Source organism: Pseudomonas sp. TH06, from assembly GCF_016651305.1.
Taxonomy (GTDB): Bacteria; Pseudomonadota; Gammaproteobacteria; order Pseudomonadales; family Pseudomonadaceae; genus Aquipseudomonas.
On sequence record NZ_JAEKEC010000001.1, the window covers coordinates 3285421 to 3310510 of the forward strand.

25 protein-coding genes are annotated in these 25090 nt (G+C 59.6%); 23 read left to right on the forward strand and 2 right to left on the reverse strand.

The window, feature by feature from the left end; all coding sequences use genetic code 11:
* Window positions 1-2 precede the first annotated feature (2 nt).
* Genes JFT86_RS14810 through JFT86_RS14825 form a run of 4 tightly spaced genes read left to right on the forward strand, consistent with a single transcriptional unit; the run spans window position 3 to window position 4364 of the window.
* On the forward strand, window positions 3-473 hold the full coding sequence (locus JFT86_RS14810) for a (2Fe-2S)-binding protein (RefSeq protein ID WP_134178193.1): 471 nt from the start codon (window positions 3-5) through the stop codon (window positions 471-473).
* A complete protein-coding gene (locus JFT86_RS14815) occupies window positions 470-2791 on the forward strand; it encodes a xanthine dehydrogenase family protein molybdopterin-binding subunit (protein ID WP_201237232.1) in 2322 nt (773 codons plus the stop codon). Before JFT86_RS14810 ends, JFT86_RS14815 begins: the two co-directional genes overlap by 4 nt.
* Window positions 2791-3771: an XdhC family protein gene (locus JFT86_RS14820; protein WP_201237233.1), complete on the forward strand. Its 981-nt coding sequence runs from the start codon at window positions 2791-2793 to the stop codon at window positions 3769-3771. The genes JFT86_RS14815 and JFT86_RS14820 overlap by 1 nt, the downstream gene beginning before the upstream one ends.
* Window positions 3768-4364 carry a nucleotidyltransferase family protein gene (locus JFT86_RS14825; RefSeq protein ID WP_201237234.1) on the forward strand — a complete coding sequence of 199 codons (597 nt, stop codon included), beginning with the start codon at window positions 3768-3770 and terminating at the stop codon, window positions 4362-4364. Before JFT86_RS14820 ends, JFT86_RS14825 begins: the two co-directional genes overlap by 4 nt.
* A 188-nt stretch (window positions 4365-4552) precedes the next feature.
* On the opposite strand, the gene rne is transcribed toward JFT86_RS14825, so the two are convergent.
* Window positions 4553-7819 (reverse strand): ribonuclease E, encoded by a 3267-nt coding sequence (gene rne / locus JFT86_RS14830; protein ID WP_201237235.1) that lies wholly within the window; start codon window positions 7817-7819, stop codon window positions 4553-4555.
* Window positions 7820-8518: 699 nt separating this feature from the next.
* Here rne and rluC point away from each other — a divergent pair.
* Genes rluC through sppA form a run of 3 tightly spaced genes read left to right on the forward strand, consistent with a single transcriptional unit; the run spans window position 8519 to window position 11144 of the window.
* The gene (rluC, locus tag JFT86_RS14835; protein WP_201237236.1) at window positions 8519-9481 is read left to right on the forward strand and encodes a 23S rRNA pseudouridine(955/2504/2580) synthase RluC; all 963 of its coding nucleotides are present in this window, start codon (window positions 8519-8521) and stop codon (window positions 9479-9481) included.
* Window positions 9468-10130 (forward strand): HAD-IA family hydrolase, encoded by a 663-nt coding sequence (locus JFT86_RS14840; protein ID WP_201237237.1) that lies wholly within the window; start codon window positions 9468-9470, stop codon window positions 10128-10130. Before rluC ends, JFT86_RS14840 begins: the two co-directional genes overlap by 14 nt.
* Window positions 10131-10154: 24 nt before the next feature.
* Entirely contained in the window at window positions 10155-11144 is a 990-nt protein-coding gene (gene sppA / locus JFT86_RS14845; RefSeq protein WP_201237238.1) for a signal peptide peptidase SppA, read from the forward strand.
* 118 nt (window positions 11145-11262) lie between these two features.
* On the opposite strand, the gene JFT86_RS14850 is transcribed toward sppA, so the two are convergent.
* A complete protein-coding gene (locus JFT86_RS14850; RefSeq protein ID WP_201237239.1) occupies window positions 11263-11841 on the reverse strand; it encodes a nucleoside triphosphate pyrophosphatase in 579 nt (192 codons plus the stop codon).
* A gap of 105 nt (window positions 11842-11946) precedes the next feature.
* Here JFT86_RS14850 and JFT86_RS14855 point away from each other — a divergent pair, with 105 nt between their 5' ends.
* From JFT86_RS14855 to JFT86_RS14930, 16 genes are all read left to right on the forward strand, one after another.
* Window positions 11947-12474, forward strand: coding sequence for a YceD family protein (locus tag JFT86_RS14855; protein ID WP_095188591.1), 528 nt, complete (start codon window positions 11947-11949; stop codon window positions 12472-12474).
* 13 nt (window positions 12475-12487) lie between these two features.
* Window positions 12488-12670, forward strand: coding sequence for a 50S ribosomal protein L32 (gene rpmF / locus JFT86_RS14860; protein WP_003179396.1), 183 nt, complete (start codon window positions 12488-12490; stop codon window positions 12668-12670).
* 4 nt (window positions 12671-12674) lie between these two features.
* Entirely contained in the window at window positions 12675-13685 is a 1011-nt protein-coding gene (gene plsX / locus JFT86_RS14865) for a phosphate acyltransferase PlsX (protein WP_201237240.1), read from the forward strand.
* Window positions 13686-13808: 123 nt separating this feature from the next.
* Complete coding sequence (fabD, locus tag JFT86_RS14870) at window positions 13809-14747, forward strand: ACP S-malonyltransferase (protein WP_201237241.1); 939 nt, start codon at window positions 13809-13811, stop codon at window positions 14745-14747.
* 16 nt (window positions 14748-14763) lie between these two features.
* Entirely contained in the window at window positions 14764-15504 is a 741-nt protein-coding gene (gene fabG / locus JFT86_RS14875) for a 3-oxoacyl-ACP reductase FabG (protein ID WP_025113014.1), read from the forward strand.
* Window positions 15505-15700: 196 nt separating this feature from the next.
* On the forward strand, window positions 15701-15937 hold the full coding sequence (gene acpP, locus JFT86_RS14880; RefSeq protein WP_003175607.1) for an acyl carrier protein: 237 nt from the start codon (window positions 15701-15703) through the stop codon (window positions 15935-15937).
* 108 nt (window positions 15938-16045) lie between these two features.
* A complete protein-coding gene (gene fabF / locus JFT86_RS14885) occupies window positions 16046-17290 on the forward strand; it encodes a beta-ketoacyl-ACP synthase II (protein ID WP_064120373.1) in 1245 nt (414 codons plus the stop codon).
* On the forward strand, window positions 17290-18105 hold the full coding sequence (pabC, locus tag JFT86_RS14890; protein WP_201237242.1) for an aminodeoxychorismate lyase: 816 nt from the start codon (window positions 17290-17292) through the stop codon (window positions 18103-18105). The genes fabF and pabC overlap by 1 nt, the downstream gene beginning before the upstream one ends.
* A gap of 3 nt (window positions 18106-18108) precedes the next feature.
* The gene (gene mltG, locus JFT86_RS14895) at window positions 18109-19284 is read left to right on the forward strand and encodes an endolytic transglycosylase MltG (protein WP_201237243.1); all 1176 of its coding nucleotides are present in this window, start codon (window positions 18109-18111) and stop codon (window positions 19282-19284) included.
* A 19-nt stretch (window positions 19285-19303) separates the two neighbouring features.
* A complete protein-coding gene (tmk, locus tag JFT86_RS14900; protein WP_201237244.1) occupies window positions 19304-19936 on the forward strand; it encodes a dTMP kinase in 633 nt (210 codons plus the stop codon).
* Window positions 19929-20912, forward strand: coding sequence for a DNA polymerase III subunit delta' (locus tag JFT86_RS14905; protein ID WP_103306700.1), 984 nt, complete (start codon window positions 19929-19931; stop codon window positions 20910-20912). The genes tmk and JFT86_RS14905 overlap by 8 nt, the downstream gene beginning before the upstream one ends.
* 42 nt (window positions 20913-20954) lie before the next feature.
* Complete coding sequence (locus JFT86_RS14910) at window positions 20955-21311, forward strand: PilZ domain-containing protein (RefSeq protein ID WP_123534659.1); 357 nt, start codon at window positions 20955-20957, stop codon at window positions 21309-21311.
* A 15-nt stretch (window positions 21312-21326) separates the two neighbouring features.
* A complete protein-coding gene (locus tag JFT86_RS14915; protein ID WP_201237245.1) occupies window positions 21327-22118 on the forward strand; it encodes a TatD family hydrolase in 792 nt (263 codons plus the stop codon).
* Window positions 22119-22470: 352 nt separating this feature from the next.
* Window positions 22471-23109, forward strand: coding sequence for a TetR/AcrR family transcriptional regulator (locus JFT86_RS14920; RefSeq protein ID WP_007950805.1), 639 nt, complete (start codon window positions 22471-22473; stop codon window positions 23107-23109).
* Window positions 23110-23246: 137 nt separating this feature from the next.
* Entirely contained in the window at window positions 23247-24215 is a 969-nt protein-coding gene (locus JFT86_RS14925) for a radical SAM protein (RefSeq protein WP_201237246.1), read from the forward strand.
* Window positions 24216-24476: 261 nt separating this feature from the next.
* Window positions 24477-25082 (forward strand): DUF4823 domain-containing protein, encoded by a 606-nt coding sequence (locus tag JFT86_RS14930; protein WP_201237247.1) that lies wholly within the window; start codon window positions 24477-24479, stop codon window positions 25080-25082.
* Window positions 25083-25090: the final 8 nt, after the last annotated feature.

The window sequence follows — 25090 nt, forward strand, 5'->3', positions numbered from 1 at the left end:
CCATGATTACCCTGAAACTCAACGGTCAAGACCATCCCCTCGATGTCACCGAAGACATGCCGCTGTTGTGGGCGATTCGTGATGTCGCCGGTTACAACGGCACCAAGTTCGGCTGCGGCATGGGCCTGTGCGGCGCCTGCACCATTCATATCGATGGGTTGCCCGCGCGCAGTTGCATCACGCCGATCGGCTCGGTGGTCGGCCAGAACGTCAGCACTATCGATAACCTGCACGCCGATCCGGTTGGCCAGGTGGTCCAGCAAGCCTGGCTCGACACGGCTGTTGCGCAATGCGGTTTCTGTCAGGGCGGGCAGATCATGTCCGCCACGGCGCTGCTCAAGACCAACCCGAACCCGAGCGACGAGCAGATCGAAGAAGCAATGGTCGGCAACATTTGCCGTTGCGGTACCTATAACCGGATCAAAACTGCGATCCGCCAAGCGTCCACTCATCTGAAGGAGGCGAAAGCATGAGCCGCCTGCCGAATGATTTCGCCCTGAGCAATTTGAGCCGCCGCGGTTTTCTCAAAGGTGTCGGCGCCACGGGTGCGCTGGTGTTGGCGGCGAGTTGGGGCTGGCAGGATGCATTGGCCGAGGACAAACCGAAGCAGTTTGGCGCCGATGGCATGCCCAACGGCTGGGTCGACGATCCGAAGGTCTACGTCAGCATCGCCGCTGACGGCACGGTGACCGTGGTCTGCAACCGTTCGGAGATGGGCCAGGGCGTACGTACCAGCCTGACCATGGTGGTTGCCGACGAACTCGAAGCCGATTGGGCTCACGTCAAAGTGCAGCAGGCACCGGGCGATGAAGTGCGCTTCGGTAACCAGGACACCGACGGCTCGCGCAGCATGCGTCACTGGTATGAGCCGATGCGTCGTTGCGGCGCTGCTGCCCGGACCATGCTTGAGCAAGCGGCGGCGCAACAGTGGAAGGTGCCGGTGGGCGAGTGTCACGCGCAGTTGCACAAAGTTATCCATAAACCGTCCGGTCGCGAGCTGGGTTATGGCGAACTCGCCGCTGCAGCCAGTGCGTTGTCGGTACCGGCGCGCGACAGTCTGCGACTCAAGCAGCCGTCGGAATTTCGCTACATCGGCAAGGAAGGCACCAACGCCATCGACGGTGACGACATCGTCAACGGCCGTGCGGTGTACGGTGCCGATGTGCATTTCGACGGCATGTTGTACGCGACCATCGCCCGGCCGGCGGTGTACGGCGGCAAGGTCAAGTCGATGGATGACAGCGCTGCGCTGAAAGTGCCCGGCGTGCTTAAAGTGATCCAGATCGAAAACCGCCCGTTGCCTTCGGAATTCCAGCCACTGGGCGGCGTGGCGGTAGTCGCGAGCAACACCTGGGCGGCGATCAAGGGTCGTGAGGCGCTGAAAATCGAATGGGACGATGGCCCGAACGCCAGTTACGACTCGATTGCCTACCGCAAGGAGCTGGAAGCCGCATCGCTGAAGCCCGGCAAAGTGGTGCGCAACACCGGCGATATCGACAAGGCCTTGAGCGGCGCTGCCAGCACGCTTGACGCTTCTTACTACCTGCCGCATCTGGCGCAGGCGCCTATGGAACCGATGGTCGCCATTGCTCGTTACAACAACGGGGTCTGCGAAGCCTGGGCGCCGAGTCAGGCGCCACAGGTCACGCGCGAGCGGATCGCCGAACGCCTCGGTTTGCCGTTCGATAACGTCACCTTCAATGTCACGCTGTTGGGTGGTGGTTTCGGGCGCAAGTCGAAGCCTGACTTCGTCGTCGAAGCGGCGATCCTCGCCAAGGAATTCCCGGGCAAAGCAGTGCGGGTGCAGTGGACACGCGAAGATGACATCCACAACTCGTATTTCCACACCGTGTCCTCCGAATACCTGAAGGCCGGGCTCGGCAAGGACGGCATGCCGTCCGGTTGGCTGCACCGCACGGTCGCGCCAAGTATCACCGCACTGTTTGCCCCGGGCATGAACCATGAGGCGGCGTTCGAACTGGGCATGGGTTTTACCAACATGGCTTATGCCATCCCCAACGTGCGCCTGGAAAATCCCGAAGCGACCGTTCACACACGAGTCGGCTGGTATCGCTCGGTGTCGAACATCCCTCACGGTTTTGCGATTCAGAGTTTTGTCGATGAACTGGCGCACAAGGCCGGTGTTGATCCGTTGAAGTACCAGATCAAACTGCTTGGCCCGGATCGGCAGATCGATCCGCGCACCCTGAGCGAAGAGTGGAACTACGGCGAATCTCCCGAGCGTTATCCGATCGACACCGGGCGTATGCGCACCGTGCTGGAAACAGCGGCCAAGGCTGCCGGTTGGGGGCGTCAATTGCCCAAGGGGCGCGGCCTGGGGTTGGCGGTGCATTACAGCTTCGTCACCTATGTGGCGGCGGTCATTGAAGTTGAGGTCAAGGACGATGGCACGCTGATCGTGCACAAGGCGGACATCGCGGTGGATTGCGGGCCGCAGATCAACCCTGAGCGCATCCGTTCGCAGTTCGAGGGTGCCTGTGTCATGGGCCTCGGCAATGCGGTGCTGGGTGAGATCAGCTTCAAGGATGGCAAGGTGCAGCAGGACAACTTCCATATGTACGAAGTCGCGCGCATGTCGCTGGCGCCGAAAGAGGTCGCGGTGCATCTGGTGACGCCGCCGGGCGATGTGCCGTTGGGCGGTGTCGGTGAGCCGGGTGTGCCGCCGATTGCGCCGGCGCTGTGCAATGCGATCTTCGCGGCCACCGGTCAACGTATCCGTAATCTTCCGGTGCGTTACCAGTTGCAGGGCTGGCAGAAGGCCAAAGCCTGATGGACAGCGCGGATCTCAATGTCCTGCGCAACGTGCTCGAATGGCGCCGCGCCGGTCAGCGTGTGGTGCTGTTCAGTGTGGTGCAGACCTGGGGCACCGCGCCCCGGGCTCCCGGCGCCATGCTGGCGTTGCGCGAGGACGGTGTGGTGATTGGTTCGGTGTCGGGCGGCTGTGTCGAGGATGACTTGATTGCCCGCCTGCACGACGGACGGATTAGCGCTGACGGGCCACCGGTGCAGTTGATTACCTATGGCGTCACACGGGAAGAGGCGGCGCGCTTCGGCTTGCCGTGCGGTGGCACGTTGCGTCTGACCGAGGAACGAGTCGGTGATCCGGCCTGGGTTGCCGAGTTGATGGCGCGTTGCGAAGCCCATGAAATCGTCGCCCGTGAGCTGAATATCGAAACCGGTGAAGTGGTGCTGACGGCCGCGAGCAAATCCGACTCACTGGAGTTCGACGGCAAGACCTTACGTGCGATTTATGGCCCGCGCTGGCGCCTGTTGTTGATCGGTGCCGGTCAGTTGTCGCGGTACGTGGCGGACATGGCGCGGTTGCTGGATTTCGAGGTGCTGATCTGCGATCCGCGCACCGAGTTCGTCTACGGTTGGGAAGAGCACCACGGTCGTTTCGTTCCCGGTATGCCGGATGATGCGGTGCTCAGCATCCAGACCGATGAGCGCACGGCGATTGTCGCGCTGACTCACGATCCACGGCTGGATGACATGGCGTTACTCACCGCACTCGACTCGCCAGCCTTCTACGTTGGTGCACTGGGTTCGCGGGTCAACAGTCAGAAGCGCCGGGAGAATCTGGCTCAGCTAGGCTTGTCGGTACAGGCCATTGATCGTTTGCACGGGCCGATCGGTTTGCACATCGGCAGTCATTCGCCGGCCGAAATCGCGTTGTCTTTGCTGGCGGAAATCGTCGCGATCAAGAACGGGGTCGAGTTGAAACAGAAGAAAGCAGTGGAGGGCGCATGAGTCGATCTATCGGCATAGTGGTGCTGGCAGCGGGCGAGGGCAGCCGCTTTCGCCAGGTTGCTGGAGCGGACAAGGACAAGTTGCTGGCCGATTGCACCGGGCGCGATGGCGCCGTGCGTTCGGTGATCGAGCAGGTGCTGGTCAATCTGCCGGCCAGCCTCGACAAGCGCGTGCTGGTGACCACTGAAGCGCGGCCGCAGGCGATGCGCATGGCACAGGCCTATGGCTGCGAGGTTGTCAGCATCGAGTCAACCGGCATGGGCGACAGCATTGCAGCCGGTGTGGCGGCATGCCTGGATGTTGATGGCTGGCTGATCGTGCTGGGGGATATGCCGTTTATCTTGCCGTCGAGTGTCGAGCGGGTGGTGGCGGCAATGGCTGAAGATACGGTGAGCGTGCCGGTGCAGGATGGCGAGTTTGGGCATCCGGTGGGGTTTGGGCGTTCGTTCGGTCCGGGCTTGCTGGCATTGAGCGGTGATCGCGGAGCCAGGCCGTTGTTCAAGCAGGGAAGGGTGGTTGAGGTGGCGGTGGATGATCCCGGAGTGTTGTGGGATATCGATGTGCCTGAAGCGTTGGTATTTTCCCAATCCTGAGCCATGCATAGATCCCTTGTAGGAGTGAGCCTGCTCGCGATAGCGGTAGTTCAGAAAACGAGTGTCAACTGACACACCGCTATCGCGAGCAGGCTCACTCCTACAGGGTTAGTGTTGAGGGCTAAAATCGAGGCAAAAAAAGCCCCGCCAGGCTTTCACCGGGCGGGGCTTTTTATTGGCTTTTGGAATCAGACGAGCGGTTTAGGCTCGTGCTCTTTTTCCTGGGCCTCTTCGTGTTGCTCTACCGCGTCCTGAACGGAGCGTGGAGCTTCAGCGATGACCGACTCAACCACGGCGTCTTCGGCGACCGGGGCAGGTGCTGCCTCGACCACTTCAGCCACAACGGCTGGCTCGGCAGCAACCGGAGCCGCAGCGGCAGCCAGTTCAGCTTCTTTCGCCAGACGCTCTTCTTCACGCTTGCGACGACGCACTTCACGTGGATCGTTTGGCGCGCGACCGTTTGGCGCCAGGGCGCTGACCGGAGCTGGCTCAGCCACCGGGGCTGGTGCTTCGACAACTACAGGCGCTTCGACCACCGGCGCTTCAACGACTGGCGCTGGAGCAGGTTCGGCAACCTTGGCTTCTTCAACCACTGGCGCTTCGAATGCAGGCGCTGGTGTTTCAGCGACGGCTGGCTCGGCAACCCAGTTGAATGCGGTTTGTTCTTCGCGAACTTCACGCACGGTTTCGGTCACGGTTTCAGCGACGGTTTCGACAACCGACTCAGCAGCAACGACTGGTGCTTCGGCGACTACAGCTGGCTCAGTGGCAGGTTGAGCAAAGGCTTCAAACTGCGACTGTGCTTCGCGAACCGGAGCTACTTCAACTTCCGGAGCGGCAGTCACTTCAACTGGAGTAGTTGCTTCAACAACCGGAGCCTCAACAACCGGTGTTTCAACTGGAGCAGTTTCCAGCGTGGCAGCGGTGGCACGTTCGGCTTGCTCAAAGGCTTGTGCTTCGGCCGGAGCGCTGATCACGCTGCTGGCAACAGCGGCGGTTACCGCCAGGCCAGCGGCCAGCTCAGCAGTGCCTGGGGCTTCAGCGTTTTCGCCGGACTCGGATTCTTCCGAACCTTCGATCACGTTGCCGTTGGCATCACGCTGACGCTCACGACGGTTGCTGCGACGACGCTGGCCGCGGGAGCGACGACGTGGACGATCGCCTTCGGCGTTCTCCGAGCCGTCTTCCGGCAGTTGCTCTTCGTTAGTGATGATTTCTTCTTCAGCAACGGCAGCTGCGGCTTGCTCAGCGCGTGGTTGACGCTCTTCACGCGGCGGACGCGGTGCGCGTTCTTCACGTGGCTGACGGGCCGGACGCTCTTCAGCAGTCACGGCAGCGGCAGCAACAGCAACCGGAGCAGCGTCCAGAGGCTCGCGCAGTTCACGCACACGTTCTTCACGCTCGCCACGCGGCTTGCGATCTTCACGCGGAGCGCGTGGTGCACGTTCTTCACGCGGGGCACGTGGAGCGCGTTCTTCACGGGCTACCGGTGCTTCGGTACGGGCTTCACGAGGCTCGCGGACTTCACGGGCTTCACGTGGCGCACGCTCTTCACGCGGCTCGCGTGGGGCGCGCTCTTCACGTGGAGCACGTTCTTCGCGCGGCTTGCGTTCTTCATCGCGGCGACCGTTACGGTTGCGGCTCTGTTGACGACCATTGCGACGCTCTTCGTTGCGGGCCGGACGCTCGCTGGCCGGTTTTTCAACCACGACCGGAGCTGCTGGCTCTTCCTTGGTAGCGAACAGGCTGACCAGCGACTTCACCAGGCCTTTGAACAGGCTTGGTTCTGGCGCGGCAACCGGAGCAGGTGCTGGGGCGGCAGGTGCGGCAGCTTCGGTCGGAACCGGAGCGTTGGCGCGGGCCGGAGCGGTCTTGACCGCGGCTTCCTGGCGAACCAGGGTGCGGGTCGCAGCGGCTGGCTGGACTTCTTCGACTTCGGCAGCGGCAGCAGCGATTTCGTAGCTGGACTGGTTGGTCGCGGCTTCCGGGCTGTCGTCACGCAGACGCTGAACTTCGAAGTGCGGGGTTTCCAGGTGATCGTTCGGCAGAATGACGATGCGAGCACGGGTGCGCAGTTCGATCTTGGTGATCGAGTTGCGTTTTTCGTTGAGCAGGAACGCAGCCACCGGGATTGGCACTTGTGCGCGAACTTCGGCGGTGCGGTCTTTCAGGGCTTCTTCTTCGATCAGACGCAGGATCGCCAGCGACAGCGATTCAACGTCACGGATGATGCCGGTGCCGTTGCAACGTGGGCAGACGATGCCGCTGCTTTCACCCAGCGATGGACGCAGGCGCTGACGGGACATTTCCAGCAGGCCGAAGCGCGAGATGCGGCCGATCTGCACGCGAGCGCGGTCGGCTTCCAGGCATTCGCGGACTTTCTCTTCCACGGCGCGCTGGTTCTTGGCAGGGGTCATGTCGATGAAGTCGATGACGATCAGGCCGCCGATGTCGCGCAGGCGCAACTGACGGGCGATTTCTTCAGCCGCTTCAAGGTTGGTCTGCAGGGCGGTTTCTTCGATGTCGCTGCCTTTGGTGGCGCGCGCCGAGTTGATGTCGATGGACACCAGGGCTTCGGTCGGATCGATGACGATGGAGCCGCCGGAAGGCAGTTCGACGACGCGCTGGAAAGCGGTTTCGATCTGGCTTTCGATCTGGAAGCGGTTGAACAGCGGAACGCTGTCTTCGTACAGCTTGATCTTGCTGGCGTACTGCGGCATCACCTGGCGGATGAAGGTCAGGGCTTCGTCCTGGGCTTCAACGCTGTCGATCAGCACTTCGCCGATGTCCTGGCGCAGGTAATCGCGGATGGCGCGGATGATCACGTTGCTTTCCTGATAGATCAGGAATGGCGCGGAGCGATCCAGCGAGGCTTCTTTGATGGCGGTCCACAGTTGCAGCAGGTAGTCGAGGTCCCACTGCATTTCTTCGCTGCTGCGGCCCAGGCCGGCAGTGCGCACGATCAGACCCATGTCGGCCGGTGCAACCAGACCGTTCAGCGCTTCACGCAGTTCATTGCGTTCTTCGCCTTCGATGCGACGGGAAATACCGCCGGCACGCGGGTTGTTCGGCATCAGCACGAGGTAACGACCGGCCAGGCTGATGAAGGTGGTCAGGGCAGCGCCCTTGTTGCCACGTTCTTCTTTTTCGACCTGAACGATAACTTCCTGGCCTTCGCTCAGGACGTCCTTGATGTTGACGCGGCCTTCAGGAGCTTTCTTGAAGTATTCGCGGGAGATTTCTTTGAGGGGCAGGAAGCCGTGGCGCTCAGAGCCGAAATCGACAAAGGCAGCCTCAAGGCTTGGTTCGATGCGAGTGATACGGCCTTTATAGATGTTGGCCTTTTTCTGCTCGCGTGCACCGGATTCGATGTCCAGGTCGTAGAGGCGTTGGCCATCTACCAGTGCAACACGCAACTCTTCGGGTTGAGTTGCGTTAATCAGCATTCTTTTCATGTAGTACCGTCGGTTTCCGGGCTGCCGGAAACGGCGTTCGGCACACACGACTTCTCACGGTCGGTGTCAGGTGCGTCGGGAGTGGTTGGCCATTCCCGTGTCCAGCGATGTACGACCAATTGGGTCGATACCGCGACGTACGCGTCCTGCTTGCTGTGGCTACTTAAGCACTCAGTCAGGAGGAGGAATCAACCAGTGGCTGTGGACGAGATGAAGCGTCTTGATAAAGCCTATTGCTACACAGTCCAGCGGTTGTGCATCTCCACCCTACACGTATCCCTGATAATTCGGGTGCTGCCGCGCGCAGAATCCGCAGCGGGTTGGCATTTACCGTGAGCTCCGAAAGGGGAGGTCACGCATCATGGCTAATTCAGGCGGTGTTTCCGAAGCGTTCGCTCGGGGTCATCTGCAGCTGACTGCACTTTGTGAACTGGCCGTGAATATCTGCCTGCCAGGCGAGTAAAAACTCTGCTCGGCGGTGTAATTCAGGCCTCATGTCACCTGCGCTTGTTACAACCGCAAACTCCACCGTTACGTAGCGAAAGCCCCGTAGGACGGCCTCGCGTCCTGGTGAATTGCGTTGGTCAGGGCCGGTTTTTGACCGTGGTGCCGCTGTCCAGGCCGCTTTTGGCGGCGTTCGCGACTATAGCAGCAATGATTAAGTGCTTCAATTCCATAAAAATTGTTATCATCCGCGGCATGACAACTACTGCCCCTTCGACTCCAGGCGTTCAACTGCTTGAAGTCTCGCCGGAGTATGCCGGCCAACGAATTGACAATTTCCTCCTCGCCCGGCTCAAAGGCGTGCCCAAGACCTTGATTTACCGCATTTTGCGTAAAGGCGAAGTGCGTGTGAACAAGGGGCGGATCAAGCCCGAATACAAGCTGCAGGCCGGCGATATCGTGCGCGTGCCGCCGGTTCGCGTGCCTGAACGCGACGAGCCAGTGCCTTTGGCGCAAGGCCTGTTGCAGCGCCTGGAAGCCTCGATTGTCTACGAAGACAAAGCCCTGATCGTGATCAACAAGCCCGCCGGCATTGCGGTTCATGGTGGCAGCGGCTTGAATTACGGGGTGATCGAAGCCTTTCGTCAGTTGCGCCCCGATACCAAGGAGCTCGAACTGGTTCACCGTCTCGACCGTGATACCTCCGGCCTGCTGATGATCGCCAAGAAGCGCAGCATGTTGCGTCACTTGCATGCCGCATTGCGCGGTGACGGTGTCGATAAGCGCTACATGGCACTGGTTCGCGGCAACTGGGCGACCTCGATCAAGCAAGTCCGGGCGGCGCTCGGCAAGAGCAATCTGCGCTCCGGTGAGCGGATGGTCGAGGTTGACGAGGAGGAGGGCAAGGAGTCTGTGACCGTGTTCAAGGTCCTGCGTCGCTTTGGCGATTTTGCCACTCTGATCGAAGCCAAGCCGATCACCGGTCGCACGCACCAGATCCGTGTCCACACGTTGCACGCCGGACACTGCATTGCTGGCGACACCAAATACGGCGATGACAGTTTCAGCAAGGAAATCCGTGATCTGGGCGGCAAGCGCCTGTTCCTGCACGCCTACATGCTGACCGTGCCGCTGCCCGATGGCGGTGAACTCAAGTTGCAGGCGCCGGTCGATGAAATGTGGGCCAAGACCGTGGAGCGATTGAGTGCGCCCATCTAATTACAAACTGCTGATCTTTGATTGGGACGGCACACTGGCCGATTCCATTCATCGGATTGTCGAGGCAATGCACTCGGCATCCGAGCGTTCGGGTTTCGAGCTACGTGATGATTTTGCCGTCAAAGGCATCATCGGTCTGGGCTTGCCCGAGGCTATCCGCACCTTGTATCCAGACATCAGCGATTCCGAAATGACCTTGTTTCGCGAGTATTACGCTGATCACTACATCGCCGCGGAAGCCGTGCCTTCGCCGTTGTTCGAAGGCGTAGTCGAGTCGATGGCGTCGTTTCGCGAGCAGGGTTATCACCTGGCTGTTGCGACCGGCAAGAATCGCCGCGGGCTGGATCGGGTGCTTAAGGCCAATGGCTGGGAAGATTATTTCGATATCACCCGCGCCGCTGATGAAACCGCAAGCAAGCCGCACCCGCTGATGCTGGAGCAGATACTTGCCCATTGCGGCGTGCGTGCCGAGCAGGCGTTGATGGTCGGTGATTCGTCCTTCGATCTGCTGATGGCGCGCAATGCGGGCATGGCCTCTGTGGCGGTCAGTTACGGTGCGCAATCGATCGAGTCGCTGCAGCAGTTCGAGCCGCGCCTGTCGATCGACCGATTTTCCGAATTGCATGCCTGGCTGGGACAGCAGGCTTAATACGATTTTGCTGGGGTGGATGGCATGACCGATGAATGGAAGGCACCGGCCAAGGCAGAGGCTGATGGCGGTGACGAGAAAAGCTGGAAGCTGCTGGAAAAAACACTGCTGGCTGGCGTCCAGGAGCAGCGTCGTTCACGGCGTTGGGGGATTTTCTTCAAGCTGCTGACGTTTGTTTATCTGTTTGTTGCGCTGATCCTGTTCACGCCGTTGATGGACATGGAAAAGAGCGCTACCCGTGGCCCGAACTACACCGCGCTGATCGACGTTACCGGCATGATCGCCGATAAAGAGCCGGCCAGTGCCGACAATATCGTCGGTAGTCTGCGTGCAGCGTTCGAGGATAAGAAGGTCAAAGGCGTGATCCTGCGGATCAACAGTCCGGGTGGCAGTCCGGTGCAGTCGGGTTATGTTTACGACGAGATCAAGCGTTTGCGCGGTCTGCATCCGGATATCAAGGTCTATGCGGTGATTTCCGATCTCGGTGCGTCCGGTGCGTATTACATCGCCAGCGCGGCGGATCAGATTTACGCCGACAAGGCGAGTCTGGTCGGCTCCATTGGTGTGACGGCGGCGGGTTATGGCTTCGTCGGCACCATGGAGAAGCTTGGTGTTGAGCGTCGTACGTACACGTCAGGTGAGCATAAGTCGTTCCTTGATCCGTTTCAGCCGCAGAAGCCGGAAGAAACTGCGTTCTGGCAAAGCGTGCTGGATACCACGCACAAGCAGTTCATCAATAGCGTCAAGCAGGGGCGCGGTGATCGTCTGAAGGACAAAGAGCATCCGGAGCTGTTCTCCGGGCTGGTCTGGTCGGGCGAGCAAGCGCTGCCGCTGGGGTTGATTGATGGTCTGGGTAACGCCAGCTCTGTTGCACGTGATGTGATTGGCGAGAAAGAGCTGGTCGATTTCACGGTGCAGGAGTCGCCGTTCGATCGTTTCTCGAAAAAGCTCGGTGCCAGTGTGGCTGAGCAGTTGGCGATGTGGATGGGTTTCCACGGGCCGTCGTTGCGTTAATCGCTGGTAGATCAAAAGATCGCAGCCTGCGGCAGCTTCTACATGTTCGATGTCATGCGCATTATGTGTGGCGACAACGGGCTACTGTAGGAGCTGCCGCAGGCTGCGATCTTTTGCTTTAAGGAATTTGCACGCCCTCGGCCAGCAGCATGTCGATCAAGCGAATCAGTGGCAAACCGATCAGGCTTGTGGCATCCGGACCCTCGGTGGACTGGAACAGGCTGACGCCGAGTCCCTCGGCTTTGAAGCTGCCAGCGCAGTCGTAGGGTTGCTCAATGCGCAGGTAGCGCTCGATGCGTTCCTGATCGAGCTGGCGCATGTGTACGGTGAAGGGCACGCAGTCGACCTGGCATTGGCCGGTCTGGCTGTTCAGCAGCGCCAGGCCGGTCAGAAAGGTCACGCTGGCACCGCTGGCGGCCAAAAGCTGTTCGCGCGCCTTCTCGAAGGTGTGCGGCTTGCCGATGATCTGCTCGCCGAGCACCGCCACTTGGTCCGAGCCGATAATCAGATGAGCGGGGTGGCTGTCGGCCAGTGCCCGGGCTTTCTGTTCGGCGAGGCGCTTAACCAGTTCTATGGCGGTCTCGTCCGGGCGGTGACTTTCATCGATGTCCGGCGAACTGCAGACGAACGGCAGGTGCAGGCGGGCGAGTAATTCCCGACGATAAATCGAGCTTGAAGCAAGTAATAAAGGCAACATTCGCGTCTCCTGAGGCAGGTGCGAATTCTAGCGGAGGCACGCAAGTGACGGACAGGGCACAATTTCCTTTGACATGGGTGGGTGCATCCCTATAATGCTGCGCCTATGTTGAATGACCCGATTCCACCTCACGTTGACCCGCGCAAATTGGCTGACCGTGGCACCACCCTTCAAGGTGAACTGCTGCTGGCCGATTTGAAGAGACTCTGCGACCCGCTTTCCGATAATGTCGGTACGGTGCAGGCGAAATTCGTTTTTGAACGAGATGAACGTAAATCTGTGGTGATCCACAGCTTTATCGACACCGAAGTCAAAATGGTTTGCCAGCGTTGTCTTGAGCTGGTCACCCTGCCGATCCACAGCGAATGCAGTTACGCTGTAGTGAAGGAGGGTGCGAATACCCAGTCGTTACCGAAAGGTTATGACGTGCTGGAACTGGGCGAAGATCCATTGGATCTGCAGTCACTGGTCGAGGAAGAGCTTCTGCTCGCCTTGCCTATTGTGCCTGCTCATCATCCGGAAGAATGCCAGCAGCCGGCGGGAGCAGATGAGCCCGAACCGAGCGAGGACGAGGTAACGCGGTCCAACCCGTTCAGTGTATTGGCGCAGTTAAAGCGTGACCCAAACGTTTAGGAGTTAATCAATTATGGCTGTTCAGCAGAACAAAAAATCCCGCTCTGCCCGTGACATGCGCCGTTCGCACGACGCTCTCGAGGCTAGCACCCTGTCTGTAGAAAAAACCACTGGTGAAGTTCACCTGCGTCACCACGTATCGCCAGAAGGCGTATACCGTGGCCGTAAAGTGATCGACAAGGGCGCTGACGAGTAATCACTTGTCCGCTCAAGTCATCGCGATTGACGCAATGGGCGGGGACTTCGGTCCCCGCAGCATTGTTCAGGCCAGCCTTGCTTGCCTTTCTGCTACGCCCTCGCTGCATCTGATCCTTGTCGGTCAACCCTCCCTTCTTGAAGAATTGATCAACGGCCAATCGGCTGCCGATCGCGCGCGCCTGACGATTGTTGCGGCGAGCGAAGTCATTACCATGGACGAAAAACCGACCCAGGCCCTTCGTGGCAAGCCGGATTCGTCGATGCGTGTCGCCCTCGAACTGGTGCGCGATGGCAAGGCGCAAGCCTGTGTCAGTGCCGGCAATACCGGTGCGTTGATGGCCTTGTCGCGGTTCGTTTTGAAAACCCTGTCGGGTATTGATCGTCCCGCCATGGTTGCCGCGATCCCGACGCAAAAGGGTTATTGCCAGTTGCTCGACCTTGGTGCCAACGTCGATTGCAGCGCCGAACATCTATTGCAGTTCGCGGTGATGGGCTCGGTGGCGGCGCAGACGCTGGGCATTCCTCGTCCGCGCGTGGCGTTGCTGAACATCGGCACCGAGGACATCAAGGGTAATCAGCAGGTAAAACTGGCTGCAACGCTGTTGCAGGCTGCTCGTGGCATCAACTATATCGGTTTTGTCGAGGGCGATGGGCTGTATCGCGGCGAAGCGGATGTGGTGGTCTGTGACGGTTTTGTCGGCAATATCCTGCTCAAGTCCAGCGAAGGCCTGGCAACGATGATTGCTGCGCGGATCGAAGCGCTGTTCAAAAAGAACTTCGCCTCGCGTGCGGTAGGCGCCTTGGCGCTGCCGCTGATGAAGCGCTTGCAGGCGGATCTGGCGCCGGCGCGACATAACGGCGCAAGCTTCCTCGGCTTGCAGGGTATCGTCGTGAAAAGTCACGGTTCGGCCGGGGTTCAGGGCTTTCAGAGTGCGATTCAGCGTGCACTGATCGAGATCCAGGAGAATCTTCCCGAGCGCCTCCACGGTCGTCTGGAGGATTTGTTGTCTTAGGCGTTTTCGTCCGACAATGCTTAAATGTGACCGCCCGGTTCAAAGGGCCATCCAACTGTCAGTTTCTTGCGTCCCCAAGCGGGGCGTCATTTTCCGACGACAAGATCATTAGGGGCTTGTTACATGTCTGCTTCCCTCGCATTCGTCTTTCCAGGACAGGGTTCGCAGTCCCTCGGCATGCTGGCCGAGTTGGGCGCGCAACATCCGCTGATCCTCGAAACTTTCCAAGAAGCCTCCGCTGCTCTGGGCTATGACCTGTGGGCGCTGACCCAACAGGGGCCGGAAGAGCTGCTCAATCAAACCGATAAAACCCAGCCGGCCATTCTGACCGCCTCGATCGCCCTGTGGCGTCTGTGGCTGGCGGAAGGCGGCGCGCGTCCGGCCTTTGTTGCCGGTCACAGCCTGGGTGAATACAGCGCACTGGTCGCTGCCGGCAGCCTGACGTTGGCCGACGCGGTCAAGCTTGTTGAGCGCCGTGGTCAACTGATGCAGGAAGCGGTTCCAGCGGGGCAGGGCGGCATGGCCGCGATCCTCGGTCTGGAAGATGCAGACGTGCTGGCTGCCTGCGCCGAAGCGGCGCAAGGCGAAGTGGTCAGCGCCGTCAATTTCAACTCGCCAGGCCAGGTGGTGATCGCCGGTGCCAAGGCTGCTGTCGAGCGCGCCATTGAAGGCTGCAAGGCCCGTGGCGCCAAGCGTGCGATGCCGTTGCCAGTGAGCGTGCCGTCGCACTGCGAGCTGATGCGTCCGGCGGCCGAGCGTTTTGCTGAATCCATCGCCGCCATCGACTGGCAGGCGCCGCAGATCCCGGTGGTCCAGAACGTCAGCGCGCAGGTGCCGACCGATCTGGAAACCCTCAAGCGTGATCTGCTCGAACAACTCTACAAGCCAGTACGCTGGGTCGAGTCGGTACAGACGCTGGCTGCCAAGGGCGCGACCAATCTGGTCGAATGCGGCCCGGGCAAAGTACTGGCCGGTCTGAACAAGCGTTGCGCCGAAGGCGTTGCGACTTCCAACCTCAATACCCCAGACGCTTTCGCTGCCGCTCGCGCAGCGCAAGCCTGAATCAGGAGAAACTTGCATGAGTCTGCAAGGTAAAGTTGCACTGGTCACCGGTGCAAGCCGCGGTATCGGCCAGGCTATCGCACTGGAGCTGGGCCGTCAGGGCGCCATCGTTGTTGGCACCGCGACCTCCGCCAAAGGCGCCGAGGCGATTGCTGCCACGCTGAAAGAGCATGGCATTCAGGGCACCGGTCTGGAACTCAACGTCACTAGCGACGAATCGGTCAGCAAGGTCATTGCGAGCATTCAGGAGCAGTTCGGTGCCCCGGCAATCCTGGTCAATAATGCCGGCATCACCCGCGATAACTTGATGATGCGTATGAAAGATGACGAATGGTACGACGTCATCGATACTAACCTGAACAGTCTGTATCGCCTGTCCAAGGGTGTTCTGCGCGGTATGACCAAGGCGCGTTGGGGTCGAATTATCAGTATTGGCTCGGTGGTGGGTGCCATGGGCAACGCAGGCCAAGTAAACTATGCAGCCGCCAAGGCCGGTCTGGAAGGTTTCAGCCGTGCAATGGCGCGTGAAGTCGGTTCGCGTTCGATTACGGTCAACTCGGTAACCCCAGGGTTTATCGACACCGATATGACGCGCGAGCTGCCTGAAGCACAGCGTGAAGCCTTGCAGACGCAGATTCCGCTGGGTCGTCTGGGACAAGCTCAAGAGATCGCTTCTGTGGTCGCTTTTCTTGCATCCGACGGTGCGGCATACGTCACTGGGGCTACAATCCCGGTGAACGGTGGGATGTACATGTAAGTAAAATGTGACGGATTGCTTCAAAAAAATGTCATACGAGCTGTCTAAAATCCGTTATAAAGCTGCAATCTATTTATAGGCAGAGGGCTGCAGGGTTTGAGGAGTGAAGCTTTCAGTTGAAAAACTGAAAAGTCTTTCTATACACTTACCCACTGGCCAGCTGCCTGAATTTGTCCATTAGGAGTGAAAACAAGGTATGAGCACCATCGAAGAGCGCGTCAAGAAAATCGTTGCCGAGCAACTGGGTGTTAAAGAAGAAGAAGTGGTTAACACTGCTTCCTTCGTTGAAGACCTGGGTGCCGACTCCCTTGACACCGTTGAGCTGGTGATGGCTCTGGAAGAGGAATTCGAGACCGAAATCCCTGACGAAGAAGCTGAGAAGATCACTACTGTACAAGCTGCAATCGACTACGTTACTAGCCACCAGGCGTAATAGTTTGTAATCGTTGCTTGCTGTCATGGAAAAACCGCACTGCCATCATGGCGTGCGGTTTTTTCTTTAGGCCTGATGCAAAATCGTCATTTGAAAAAGGAGAGTGCTGTGTCGCGTAGACGCGTCGTAGTCACCGGTATGGGTATGTTGTCGCCACTGGGCACGGATGTGCCGAGCAGTTGGCAGGGCATTCTGGCTGGCCGCAGTGGCATTGGTCTGATCGAACACACCGACCTTTCTGCCTATTCCACCCGCTTTGGCGGCTCGGTAAAGGGCTTCAATGTCGAGGAATACCTGTCGGTCAAGGAAGCGCGCAAGCTTGACCTGTTCATTCAGTACGGCCTCGCCGCCGGCTTTCAAGCCGTGCGCAATGCCGGGCTCGAAGTCACCGACGCCAACCGTGAACGCATTGGCGTGGCCATGGGTTCGGGGATCGGCGGTCTGACCAACATCGAAGAAACCAGCCGTACTCTGCATGAGACGGGCCCGCGTCGAATCTCGCCATTCTTCGTGCCAGGCTCGATCATCAATATGATTTCCGGTTTCCTGTCCATCCATCTGGGCGCACAGGGACCTAACTACGCCATCGCCACGGCGTGTACCACCGGTACGCACTGCATCGGCATGGCGGCGCGCAACATCATGTACGACGAAGCCGACGTAATGATTGCCGGCGGTGCCGAAATGGCCGCGTGCGGTCTGGGCATGGGCGGCTTTGGTGCTTCCCGTGCACTCTCGACCCGCAACGACGAACCAACCCGCGCCAGCCGTCCATGGGACAAGGGTCGTGATGGTTTCGTGCTGTCCGACGGCGCCGGTGCACTGGTGCTCGAAGAGCTGGAACACGCCAAGGCTCGCGGCGCGACCATCTACGCCGAGCTGATCGGCTTCGGTACTAGCGGCGATGCGTTCCACATGACCTCGCCGCCTGCCGATGGCGCCGGTGCTGCACGCTGCATCACCAATGCGCTACGCGATGCGAAGATCAACGTTGATCAAGTGCAATACATCAACGCCCACGGCACCTCGACCCCGGCCGGCGACCTTGCCGAAGCCAACGCGATCAAGTCGGTGTTCGGTGAGCACGCCTACAAACTGGCGGTCAGCTCCACCAAGTCCATGACCGGTCATCTGCTGGGTGCGGCGGGCGCGGTTGAGGCGATCTTCAGCGTGCTGGCGATCAACAGCCAGGTGGCACCGCCGACCATCAACCTTGATGAGCCGGACGAAGGCTGCGATCTCGATTTCGTGCCGCACACTGCGCGCAACATGGACATCGATGTCGTACTGTCCAACTCCTTCGGTTTTGGCGGCACCAACGGCACCCTGGCATTCCGCCGGTTCGCAGGCTGATGGACAGCTGGGTCGACGGTCAACCGGCTGACGCTCTGTCGCTGAAAGATCGCGGCCTGGCTTACGGCGATGGTCTGTTCGAGACACTCGCCGTGCGTGGCGGCCAGCCAGTGTTGCTGGATCGTCACCTGACGCGTTTGGCCGATGGCTGCTCACGTCTGGCCATCCCGACCGATATCGCGCTGGTTCGCCATGAGCTGCAGAGTTATGCGGCAGCGATGGGCGAGGGTGTGCTCAAGCTTATCCTCACCCGTGGCGACGGTTTGCGTGGTTATGCGCCCAATCCTGCGGCGCAGGCCCGACGTATTCTGCAAGGCAATCCTCCAGCGGGTTATCCCGCTGTTCATGCTGAACAAGGCATTCGCCTGTTTCCGTGCAGCACACGTATGTCCATACAGCCGTTGCTCGCCGGGCTGAAACACCTCAATCGCCTTGAACAGGTTCTTGCCCGTGCCGAATGGCAGGACAGCGAGCATGCCGAAGGCTTGATGCTCGATCAGGCCGGTCGGGTCATCGAAGGGGTGTTCAGCAACCTCTTTCTGGTGCGTGACGGTGTGTTGATCACCCCTGATCTGCAGCGCTGCGGCGTGGCTGGAGTGATGCGCGCCGAAATATTGTTTCAGGCCGAGTCATTGGCCATCCCCACTCAAATTGCCGACATCAGCCTTGATCAACTGCAATGGGCCGATGAATTGTTCGTCTGTAACAGCGTGTATGGCGTCTGGCCGGTACGCGCCTACGTTGCACTGAGCTGGCCGGTTGGCCCGCTCACCCGTAAACTGCAAACCATTGCCCGCGCCCTACTGGATGCCTGATTTGTGAGACGTAAACTTTTGCTGCTGCTGGAAACCGGACTGGTTCTGGCAGGGCTGCTGTTGGGCGCCAGCGCCTGGAAGATTCACAGTGCGCTGGAACAGCCTCTGAACATCACGCAGGAAGAACTGCTGGATGTGCCGAAAGGCTCTACACCGACGCGTACTTTCCTTTCGCTCGAAACCGATGGTGTCATCAAGGACGCGTTCTGGCTGCGCGTCTATTGGCGCTTCAACCTCGCCGGTACACCGATCCACAGCGGCGAATACCGCATGCAGCCGGGGATGACCGTCAATGGTCTGATCGACTTGTGGAAGCGTGGTGAAGTGGTTCAGTACAGCCTGACGCTGGTCGAGGGATGGAATTTCCATCAAGTGCGTGCCGCACTGGCGAAAGATGAAAAGATCGAGCAGACCCTCAGCGGTTTGAGCGACAGCGACGTCATGGCCAAGATCGGTCATAAAGGACTGTTCCCGGAAGGTCGTTTTTTCCCTGATACCTACCGTTTCGTTCGCGGCATGTCCGATACCGAACTGCTGAAAAAGGCATTCGATCGTCTCGACGAGGTGCTGGCCAATGAATGGGAAAAACGTTCCGCCGATGCGCCGTACAGCGAACCCTATCAAGCGTTGATCATGGCTTCGCTGGTCGAGAAAGAAACCGGTGTGCCACAGGAGCGCGGCGAGATTGCCGGTGTCTTCGTGCGCCGGATGGCGCTGGGCATGCAGCTGCAGACTGACCCGACGGTGATCTACGGTTTGGGTGATCGCTACACCGGCAAGCTGACCCGCGCGCATCTCAAGGAGCCGACGCCTTACAACACCTACGTGATTCCCGGTTTGCCGCCGACGCCGATTGCGATGGTCGGGCGTGAAGCGATTCACGCGGCGCTGAATCCGGTGGAAGGTACCAGCCTGTATTTTGTCGCTCGCGGCGATGGTAGCCATGTTTTCTCTGATGATCTGGATGCGCACAACAGTGCGGTGCGTGAATTCCAGCTCAAACGGCGTGCCGATTACCGCTCCAGCCCGGCACCGGTCACGACGCCCGAAGCGGCTCCGGCGACTGATCAAGCGATTCCTGCGGCATCCCCGGACACCGCGCCGGAATCGCTGCCACAGGTTGCGCCTCAGGAGCCTGCAGCCGCTCCGGAAGTCGCGGCTCCACAAAACGCGCAATGACTTTGACTAAGGACTGCCTGTGACTGGCTTGTTTATTACCCTGGAAGGCCCGGAAGGCGCCGGCAAAAGCACCAACCGCGAATACCTCGCCGAGCGCCTGCGCGCCGCCGGTATCGAGGTGGTGCTGACCCGCGAGCCTGGCGGCACGCCGCTGGCCGAACGCATTCGCGACGTGCTGCTGGCGCCGGCCGACGAAGTCATGAACCCGGACACCGAGCTGTTGCTGGTATTCGCCGCGCGCGCCCAGCATCTGGCGGAAGTGATTCGTCCGGCTCTGGCCCGTGGTGCAGTCGTACTCTGCGACCGTTTCACTGATTCGACCTACGCCTATCAGGGCGGCGGTCGTGGTTTGTCGCTGGAGCGTATCGCCACGCTGGAGGCCTTTGTGCAGGGCGGCCTGCGTCCGGACCTCACGCTGATTTTTGATCTGCCCGTGGAAATCGGCCTGGCCCGTGCCAGCGCCCGTGGGCGTCTGGATCGTTTCGAACTGGAAGGTCGGGCATTTTTCGAAGCGGTGCGCAGTGCATTCCTCAAGCGTGCGGAAGCCGATCCTGCGCGCTATGTGCGCATCGATGCGGGTCAGTCATTGGTCAAGGTTCAGCAATCGCTGGATACCTTGCTCCCGAACTTGCTGGAGCTGGCCCGTGGCTGAGGCCTATCCATGGCAGGACAGTCTCTGGCAGCAACTGGCCGGACGTAGCCAGCACGCGCACGCTTATCTGATGCACGGCCCGGCCGGAATCGGCAAGCGCGCATTGGCCGAGCGCCTGATGGCCAGCCTGCTGTGCCAGCGCCCGACACCCGAGGCGTGCGGCGAGTGCAAATCCTGCCTGCTGCTCAAGGCCGGCAGCCACCCGGACAATTACATCCTTGAACCGGAAGAGGCCGACAAGGCAATCAAGGTCGATCAGGTGCGCGATCTTGTCAGTTTCGTAGTGCAGACCGCGCAACTGGGCGGACGCAAAGTGGTATTGATCGAGCCGGTCGAGTCGATGAACATCAACGCCGCCAACGCCTTGCTCAAGAGCCTTGAAGAACCTTCGGGCGATACCGTTCTGCTGTTGGTCAGCCACCAGCCGAGCCGTTTGTTGCCGACGATCAAGAGCCGTTGCGTGCAACAGGCCTGTCCGTTGCCGGGTGAGGCGATGAGCCTGCAATGGCTGGCGCAGGCGCTGCCGGACTGTTCCGAAGAGGAACGTGTCGAACTGCTGACACTGGCCGCTGGTTCGCCGTTGATGGCGGTCAGTCTTCAATCCCAGGGTGTACGCGAACAGCGTGCGCAAGTGGTTGAAGGGGTGAAGAAGTTGCTCAAACAGCAGCAATCGCCGACGCAACTGGCCGAAGAATGGAAGAGCATTCCGATGCTGCGGCTGTTCGACTGGTTCTGTGACTGGTCGAGTCTGATCCTGCGCTATCAACTGACGCAGGACGAAGCTGGCCTCGGTCTGACGGACATGCGTAAAGTCGTGCAGTACCTGGCGCAGAAGAGTGCGCAAGGCAAAGTCCTCGAGATTCAGGACTGGATTCTCGCCCAGCGGCAGAAAGTCCTGAGCAAGGCCAACCTCAATCCGGCACTGCTGCTGGAAGCATTGCTGGTGCAATGGGCGGGATTGCCTGGTCAAAGATAAGAATGTGTACCTAGACTCTGAACATCAGCAGTGGAGGTCAACATGAATGAACCGATAAGCCCTGGGCCGCGCAACGGCATCCTGTCCCTGACCATCAAGGACAAGTCGGTGCTGTACGCCGCTTACATGCCGTTCATCAAGAACGGTGGCCTGTTCATCCCGACCAACAAGAGCTACAAGTTGGGCGACGAGGTGTTCATGCTGCTGAATCTGATGGAAGAGGCGGAGAAGATTCCGGTGGCCGGCAAAGTCACCTGGATCACCCCAAAAGGGGCGCAAGGCAACCGCGCGGCGGGTGTCGGCGTACAGTTCAACGATGGCGACAACACTGCCCGCAGTCGCATCGAAACCCATCTGGCCGGAGCCCTCAAGTCCGACCGTCCCACTCATACGATGTAAGTAGCCGTCTTTTTTATGCTCGTAGATTCCCATTGTCACCTTGATCGCCTCGACCTCGCCGCCCACGACGGCTCGCTGGATGCCGCACTGGATGCTGCACGCGCACGCGGAGTGGGGCACTTTCTGTGCATCGGCGTGAGTGCCGACAACGCCGCCGACGTCAAAGCCCTGGCCGAGCGTTATGACGACGTTGATTGCTCGGTCGGCGTGCACCCGCTGGACGTGCAGCCGGGCGCGGCGCCTGCGCTTGACTGGTTGCTGCACGAACTCAATCACCCGAAGGTGGTGGCGATCGGTGAAACCGGTCTGGATTACCACTACGAGCCGGAAGCGGCCGAGTTGCAGCAGGCGTCTTTTCGTCTGCACCTGCAAGCGGCGCAGCAGACCGGCAAACCGGTAATCATCCACACCCGCGGCGCCCGCGCCGATACCCTTGAGTTGCTGCGCGAAGCGGCATTGCCTCAGGCTGGCGTGCTGCATTGCTTCACCGAAGACTGGGACATGGCCAAGGCTGCGCTGGACATGGGTTATTACATTTCCCTGTCGGGCATTGTCACGTTCCGCAATGCCGATGCGTTGCGCGATGTGGCGAGCAAGGTCCCGGCGGATCGCCTGCTGGTGGAAACCGATTCGCCGTATCTGGCGCCGATTCCTTATCGCGGCAAGCCCAACCTGCCGCAGTACGTGCGTGAAGTGGCGGAGTTTCTGGCGATGTTGCGTGGGGAAAACTACGAGCGTTTTGCCGAGCAGACCACCGAGAACTTCAAGCGACTGTTCCCGTTGGCGAGTGTTAAATCTGCCGTGTAGGTGATCGTCAAATCGCAGGCAAAAAAAACCCGGGTTCTGGGGGGTGAATCCGGGTTAAGACCATTAGGAGTAAAACAAAGGCACGCGGTCCCTTGGTACCTTTATCGGCGCGGCACTTGGGGGAGATGCCGCCCGACAGTTCAAGTATTGATCAGTCTGGCGTGCAGTCCAGTTAGCCGGTCGGGGTTTTTAAACAAATTTGGAATACGTTCGCTTCAGTTGAGTTCTCATTGCGCCCCAAACGTTCGCAAAATGAACAAGAAACACAGATATGGTCGGATGATCCGTGCATTTTTGCGCAAGTTAGGCATAATACGCGGCTTCGAATTTTGACCCAAACAGACCTTTTCTTATGCACAAAGAACCTCGTAAGGTCCGTGAGTTTCGTCGCCGCGAGCAAGAAATTCTCGATACCGCGCTCAAGCTGTTCCTCGAACAAGGTGAAGACAGTGTCACCGTCGAGATGATTGCTGATGCCGTGGGTATCGGCAAAGGCACGATCTACAAGCACTTCAAGTCCAAGGCCGAGATCTATCTGCGCCTGATGCTCGATTACGAGCGCGATTTGAACGAGCTGCTGCATTCGGCCGATGTCGACAAGGACAAGGAAGCGTTGTCCCGTGCCTACTTCGAATTCCGCATGCGCGACCCGCAGCGCTATCGCCTGTTCGATCGCCTCGAAGAGAAGGTGGTCAAGGGCAATCAGGTGCCGGAAATGGTCGAGGAACTGCACAAGATCCGTGCCTCGAACTTTGAACGCCTGACCCTGCTGATCAAGGGCCGCATCAGCGAAGGCAAGCTGGAAGACGTGCCGCCGTACTTCCACTACTGCGCATCCTGGGCGCTGGTGCATGGCGCTGTCGCGTTGTATCACTCGCCGTTCTGGAGCAACGTGCTGGAAGATCAGGAAGGATTCTTCCAGTTCCTGATGGACATCGGTGTGCGCATGGGCAACAAGCGCAAGCGCGATCCGGAAACGCCGAGCAGCTGAGCCATTCAGCTGTCTTATGGCGCCATGATATTCACACCATGACGCTTACCGCAGGAATATACTCAGGCATAGGGCTTGCTAAAACTTGAATTCTGAGTCAAGTTTTAGCCGCTCGATTTTCCACCGCCGGAGTGATCATGATCGTTGACCGTCAAGGCAGGCGTTTTCGCAATTTGCGTATCAGCCTGACTTCAGCCTGCAATTACGCGTGTACCTACTGCGTGCCAAACGGCAAGCGGCTGGTTGCTGCGCAGGATGAACTGTCGGCCGAGGCCATGGCGCGCGGCGTGGCGTATCTGATCGAAGCCGCTGGCATCGAGCGGCTGCGCATTACCGGTGGCGAGCCGCTGGTCAGCCCCAAACTCGAATCGTTCATGACCGCCGTCGGCAAGATGGGCCTGGACGACATCAGCCTGACCACCAACGGTCAACTCCTCGCGAAAAAACTGCCGCTGCTGGTCGATGCCGGTCTGCGCCGAATCAACGTTTCCCTCGATACCCTCGACGCCAATGCGTTCCGCAGCATCGCCCGTGGCGGTGATCTGGCCACCGTGCTCGATGGCATGGACCAAGCGGCGGCGGCAGGGATGAAGATCAAGGTCAACATGGTGCCGTTGCGTGGGCAGAACCTCGATCAGGTGATGCCCCTGCTTGATTACTGCTTGGCGCGTGGCTATGAGCTGCGTTTTATCGAGCTGATGCGCATGGGCCACCTGGCCAAGGACTCCAACGCCTTCCTGCAACAGTTCGTCAGCCTGCAACAATTGCTGGAGCTGATTGGCGAGCGCTACGAGTACGCGCAAACCGATGCGCCGGTGGACGCCACCGCCGTGCGTTATGCGATTCCCGGGCTGGGCAATTTTGGCGTGATCGCCAATGAAAGCGTGCCGTTCTGCCGGACGTGCTCGCGACTGCGTCTTTCGTCGACCGGTTGGCTGCATGGCTGCCTGTCGTCGAGCAACCGTCACTATGTCGGCGACCTGCTGGACAAGCCGCGTCATCAGGCGTTGCCGGCGTTGCAACGGCTCTTGGTGAAAGCCTTGGGCGACAAGCAGGAAGTGGCGTTCTCCGGCGGCGCGACCATCATGAAAATCATCGGCGGCTGATTGTGGTGAGGGGATTTATCCCGATGGGTTGCGCAGCGACCCCAAAACCATCCTCCTGATTCTGCCTGGCTCACCATAGATACCGAAATTACGACGGCTGCGCCGCCGAGCGGGAGCAAGCTCCCTCGCCACAAAGGCTTCATTTCTGGCCTTTGGGGCGTCATTTCAAATTCGATACCTGCACATTTTCAAGGACTGGCGCAAAAGCTGCATCCAACGGCCATTCGCCGGTTTTCCGTCACCGGCCACTGGAGGAATAGGATGCGTAGCCTGGTTTTGCTGCTGGCCGTTTTGGCGCTTGGCGGCTGTATGACTGTCAGCGATATGGCCGAAGGCACTCGCTATCAGATGAGCGATGCGGGGCTGCTGGATCACAGCGACAGTCGCCGCGTGAACAACTTCCGCATTCAGCCGGACTCGTTCATTTACATCGCTCAGGGCGCGTTCGCACCGCCGGGTGGTTCGTATCCGCGACCGAACGTGGTGGCTGAAGAGGCCTTCAAGGGCTTCGTCGAATACTTCCCGATGGTCCGCCGCGCCCGTGCGCCGGAAGGCCTTGATCAAGCGATGGGCGAAGCCCGCGATGCCGGTGCGCACTACCTGCTGTATACGCGTTTCGCCAAGGCTGACGACCGTATCGGCACCTCCGACGAGTGGCTCGATCAAGAGGCGGTGGATCGTCTCGGTATCGATGGCGGCGTGATTCAGATCATGTTGATCGAGACCAGCACCCAGTATTTGATTGATACTGCACGGATCAAGAGTCGTGGCGGTTTACTGACGTTCCACGACAACAAGCCCGAAGACCTGATCGGCCCGCCGCTGGCGCAGTATGCGCGCAGCCTGTTGGGAGTCGGCGACCAATAATTCAAGGA

Bases quoted from the DNA above. Each gene is read 5' to 3' on its own strand.
- sppA (WP_201237238.1), top strand. From the start codon at position 10,155: ATGACCGATGAATGGAAGGCACCGGCCAAGGCAGAGGCTGATGGCGGT.
- JFT86_RS14925 (WP_201237246.1), top strand. From the start codon at position 23,247: ATGATCGTTGACCGTCAAGGCAGGCGTTTTCGCAATTTGCGTATCAGC.
- JFT86_RS14850 (WP_201237239.1), bottom strand. From the start codon at position 11,841: ATGTTGCCTTTATTACTTGCTTCAAGCTCGATTTATCGTCGGGAATTA.
- fabG (WP_025113014.1), top strand. From the start codon at position 14,764: ATGAGTCTGCAAGGTAAAGTTGCACTGGTCACCGGTGCAAGCCGCGGT.
- acpP (WP_003175607.1), top strand. From the start codon at position 15,701: ATGAGCACCATCGAAGAGCGCGTCAAGAAAATCGTTGCCGAGCAACTG.
- JFT86_RS14820 (WP_201237233.1), top strand. From the start codon at position 2,791: ATGGACAGCGCGGATCTCAATGTCCTGCGCAACGTGCTCGAATGGCGC.
- rne (WP_201237235.1), bottom strand. From the start codon at position 7,819: ATGAAAAGAATGCTGATTAACGCAACTCAACCCGAAGAGTTGCGTGTT.
- rluC (WP_201237236.1), top strand. From the start codon at position 8,519: ATGACAACTACTGCCCCTTCGACTCCAGGCGTTCAACTGCTTGAAGTC.
- JFT86_RS14810 (WP_134178193.1), top strand. From the start codon at position 3: ATGATTACCCTGAAACTCAACGGTCAAGACCATCCCCTCGATGTCACC.
- JFT86_RS14855 (WP_095188591.1), top strand. From the start codon at position 11,947: ATGTTGAATGACCCGATTCCACCTCACGTTGACCCGCGCAAATTGGCT.
- JFT86_RS14910 (WP_123534659.1), top strand. From the start codon at position 20,955: ATGAATGAACCGATAAGCCCTGGGCCGCGCAACGGCATCCTGTCCCTG.
- JFT86_RS14815 (WP_201237232.1), top strand. From the start codon at position 470: ATGAGCCGCCTGCCGAATGATTTCGCCCTGAGCAATTTGAGCCGCCGC.
- JFT86_RS14915 (WP_201237245.1), top strand. From the start codon at position 21,327: ATGCTCGTAGATTCCCATTGTCACCTTGATCGCCTCGACCTCGCCGCC.
- JFT86_RS14825 (WP_201237234.1), top strand. From the start codon at position 3,768: ATGAGTCGATCTATCGGCATAGTGGTGCTGGCAGCGGGCGAGGGCAGC.
- JFT86_RS14920 (WP_007950805.1), top strand. From the start codon at position 22,471: ATGCACAAAGAACCTCGTAAGGTCCGTGAGTTTCGTCGCCGCGAGCAA.
- fabD (WP_201237241.1), top strand. From the start codon at position 13,809: ATGTCTGCTTCCCTCGCATTCGTCTTTCCAGGACAGGGTTCGCAGTCC.
- pabC (WP_201237242.1), top strand. From the start codon at position 17,290: ATGGACAGCTGGGTCGACGGTCAACCGGCTGACGCTCTGTCGCTGAAA.
- rpmF (WP_003179396.1), top strand. From the start codon at position 12,488: ATGGCTGTTCAGCAGAACAAAAAATCCCGCTCTGCCCGTGACATGCGC.
- JFT86_RS14930 (WP_201237247.1), top strand. From the start codon at position 24,477: ATGCGTAGCCTGGTTTTGCTGCTGGCCGTTTTGGCGCTTGGCGGCTGT.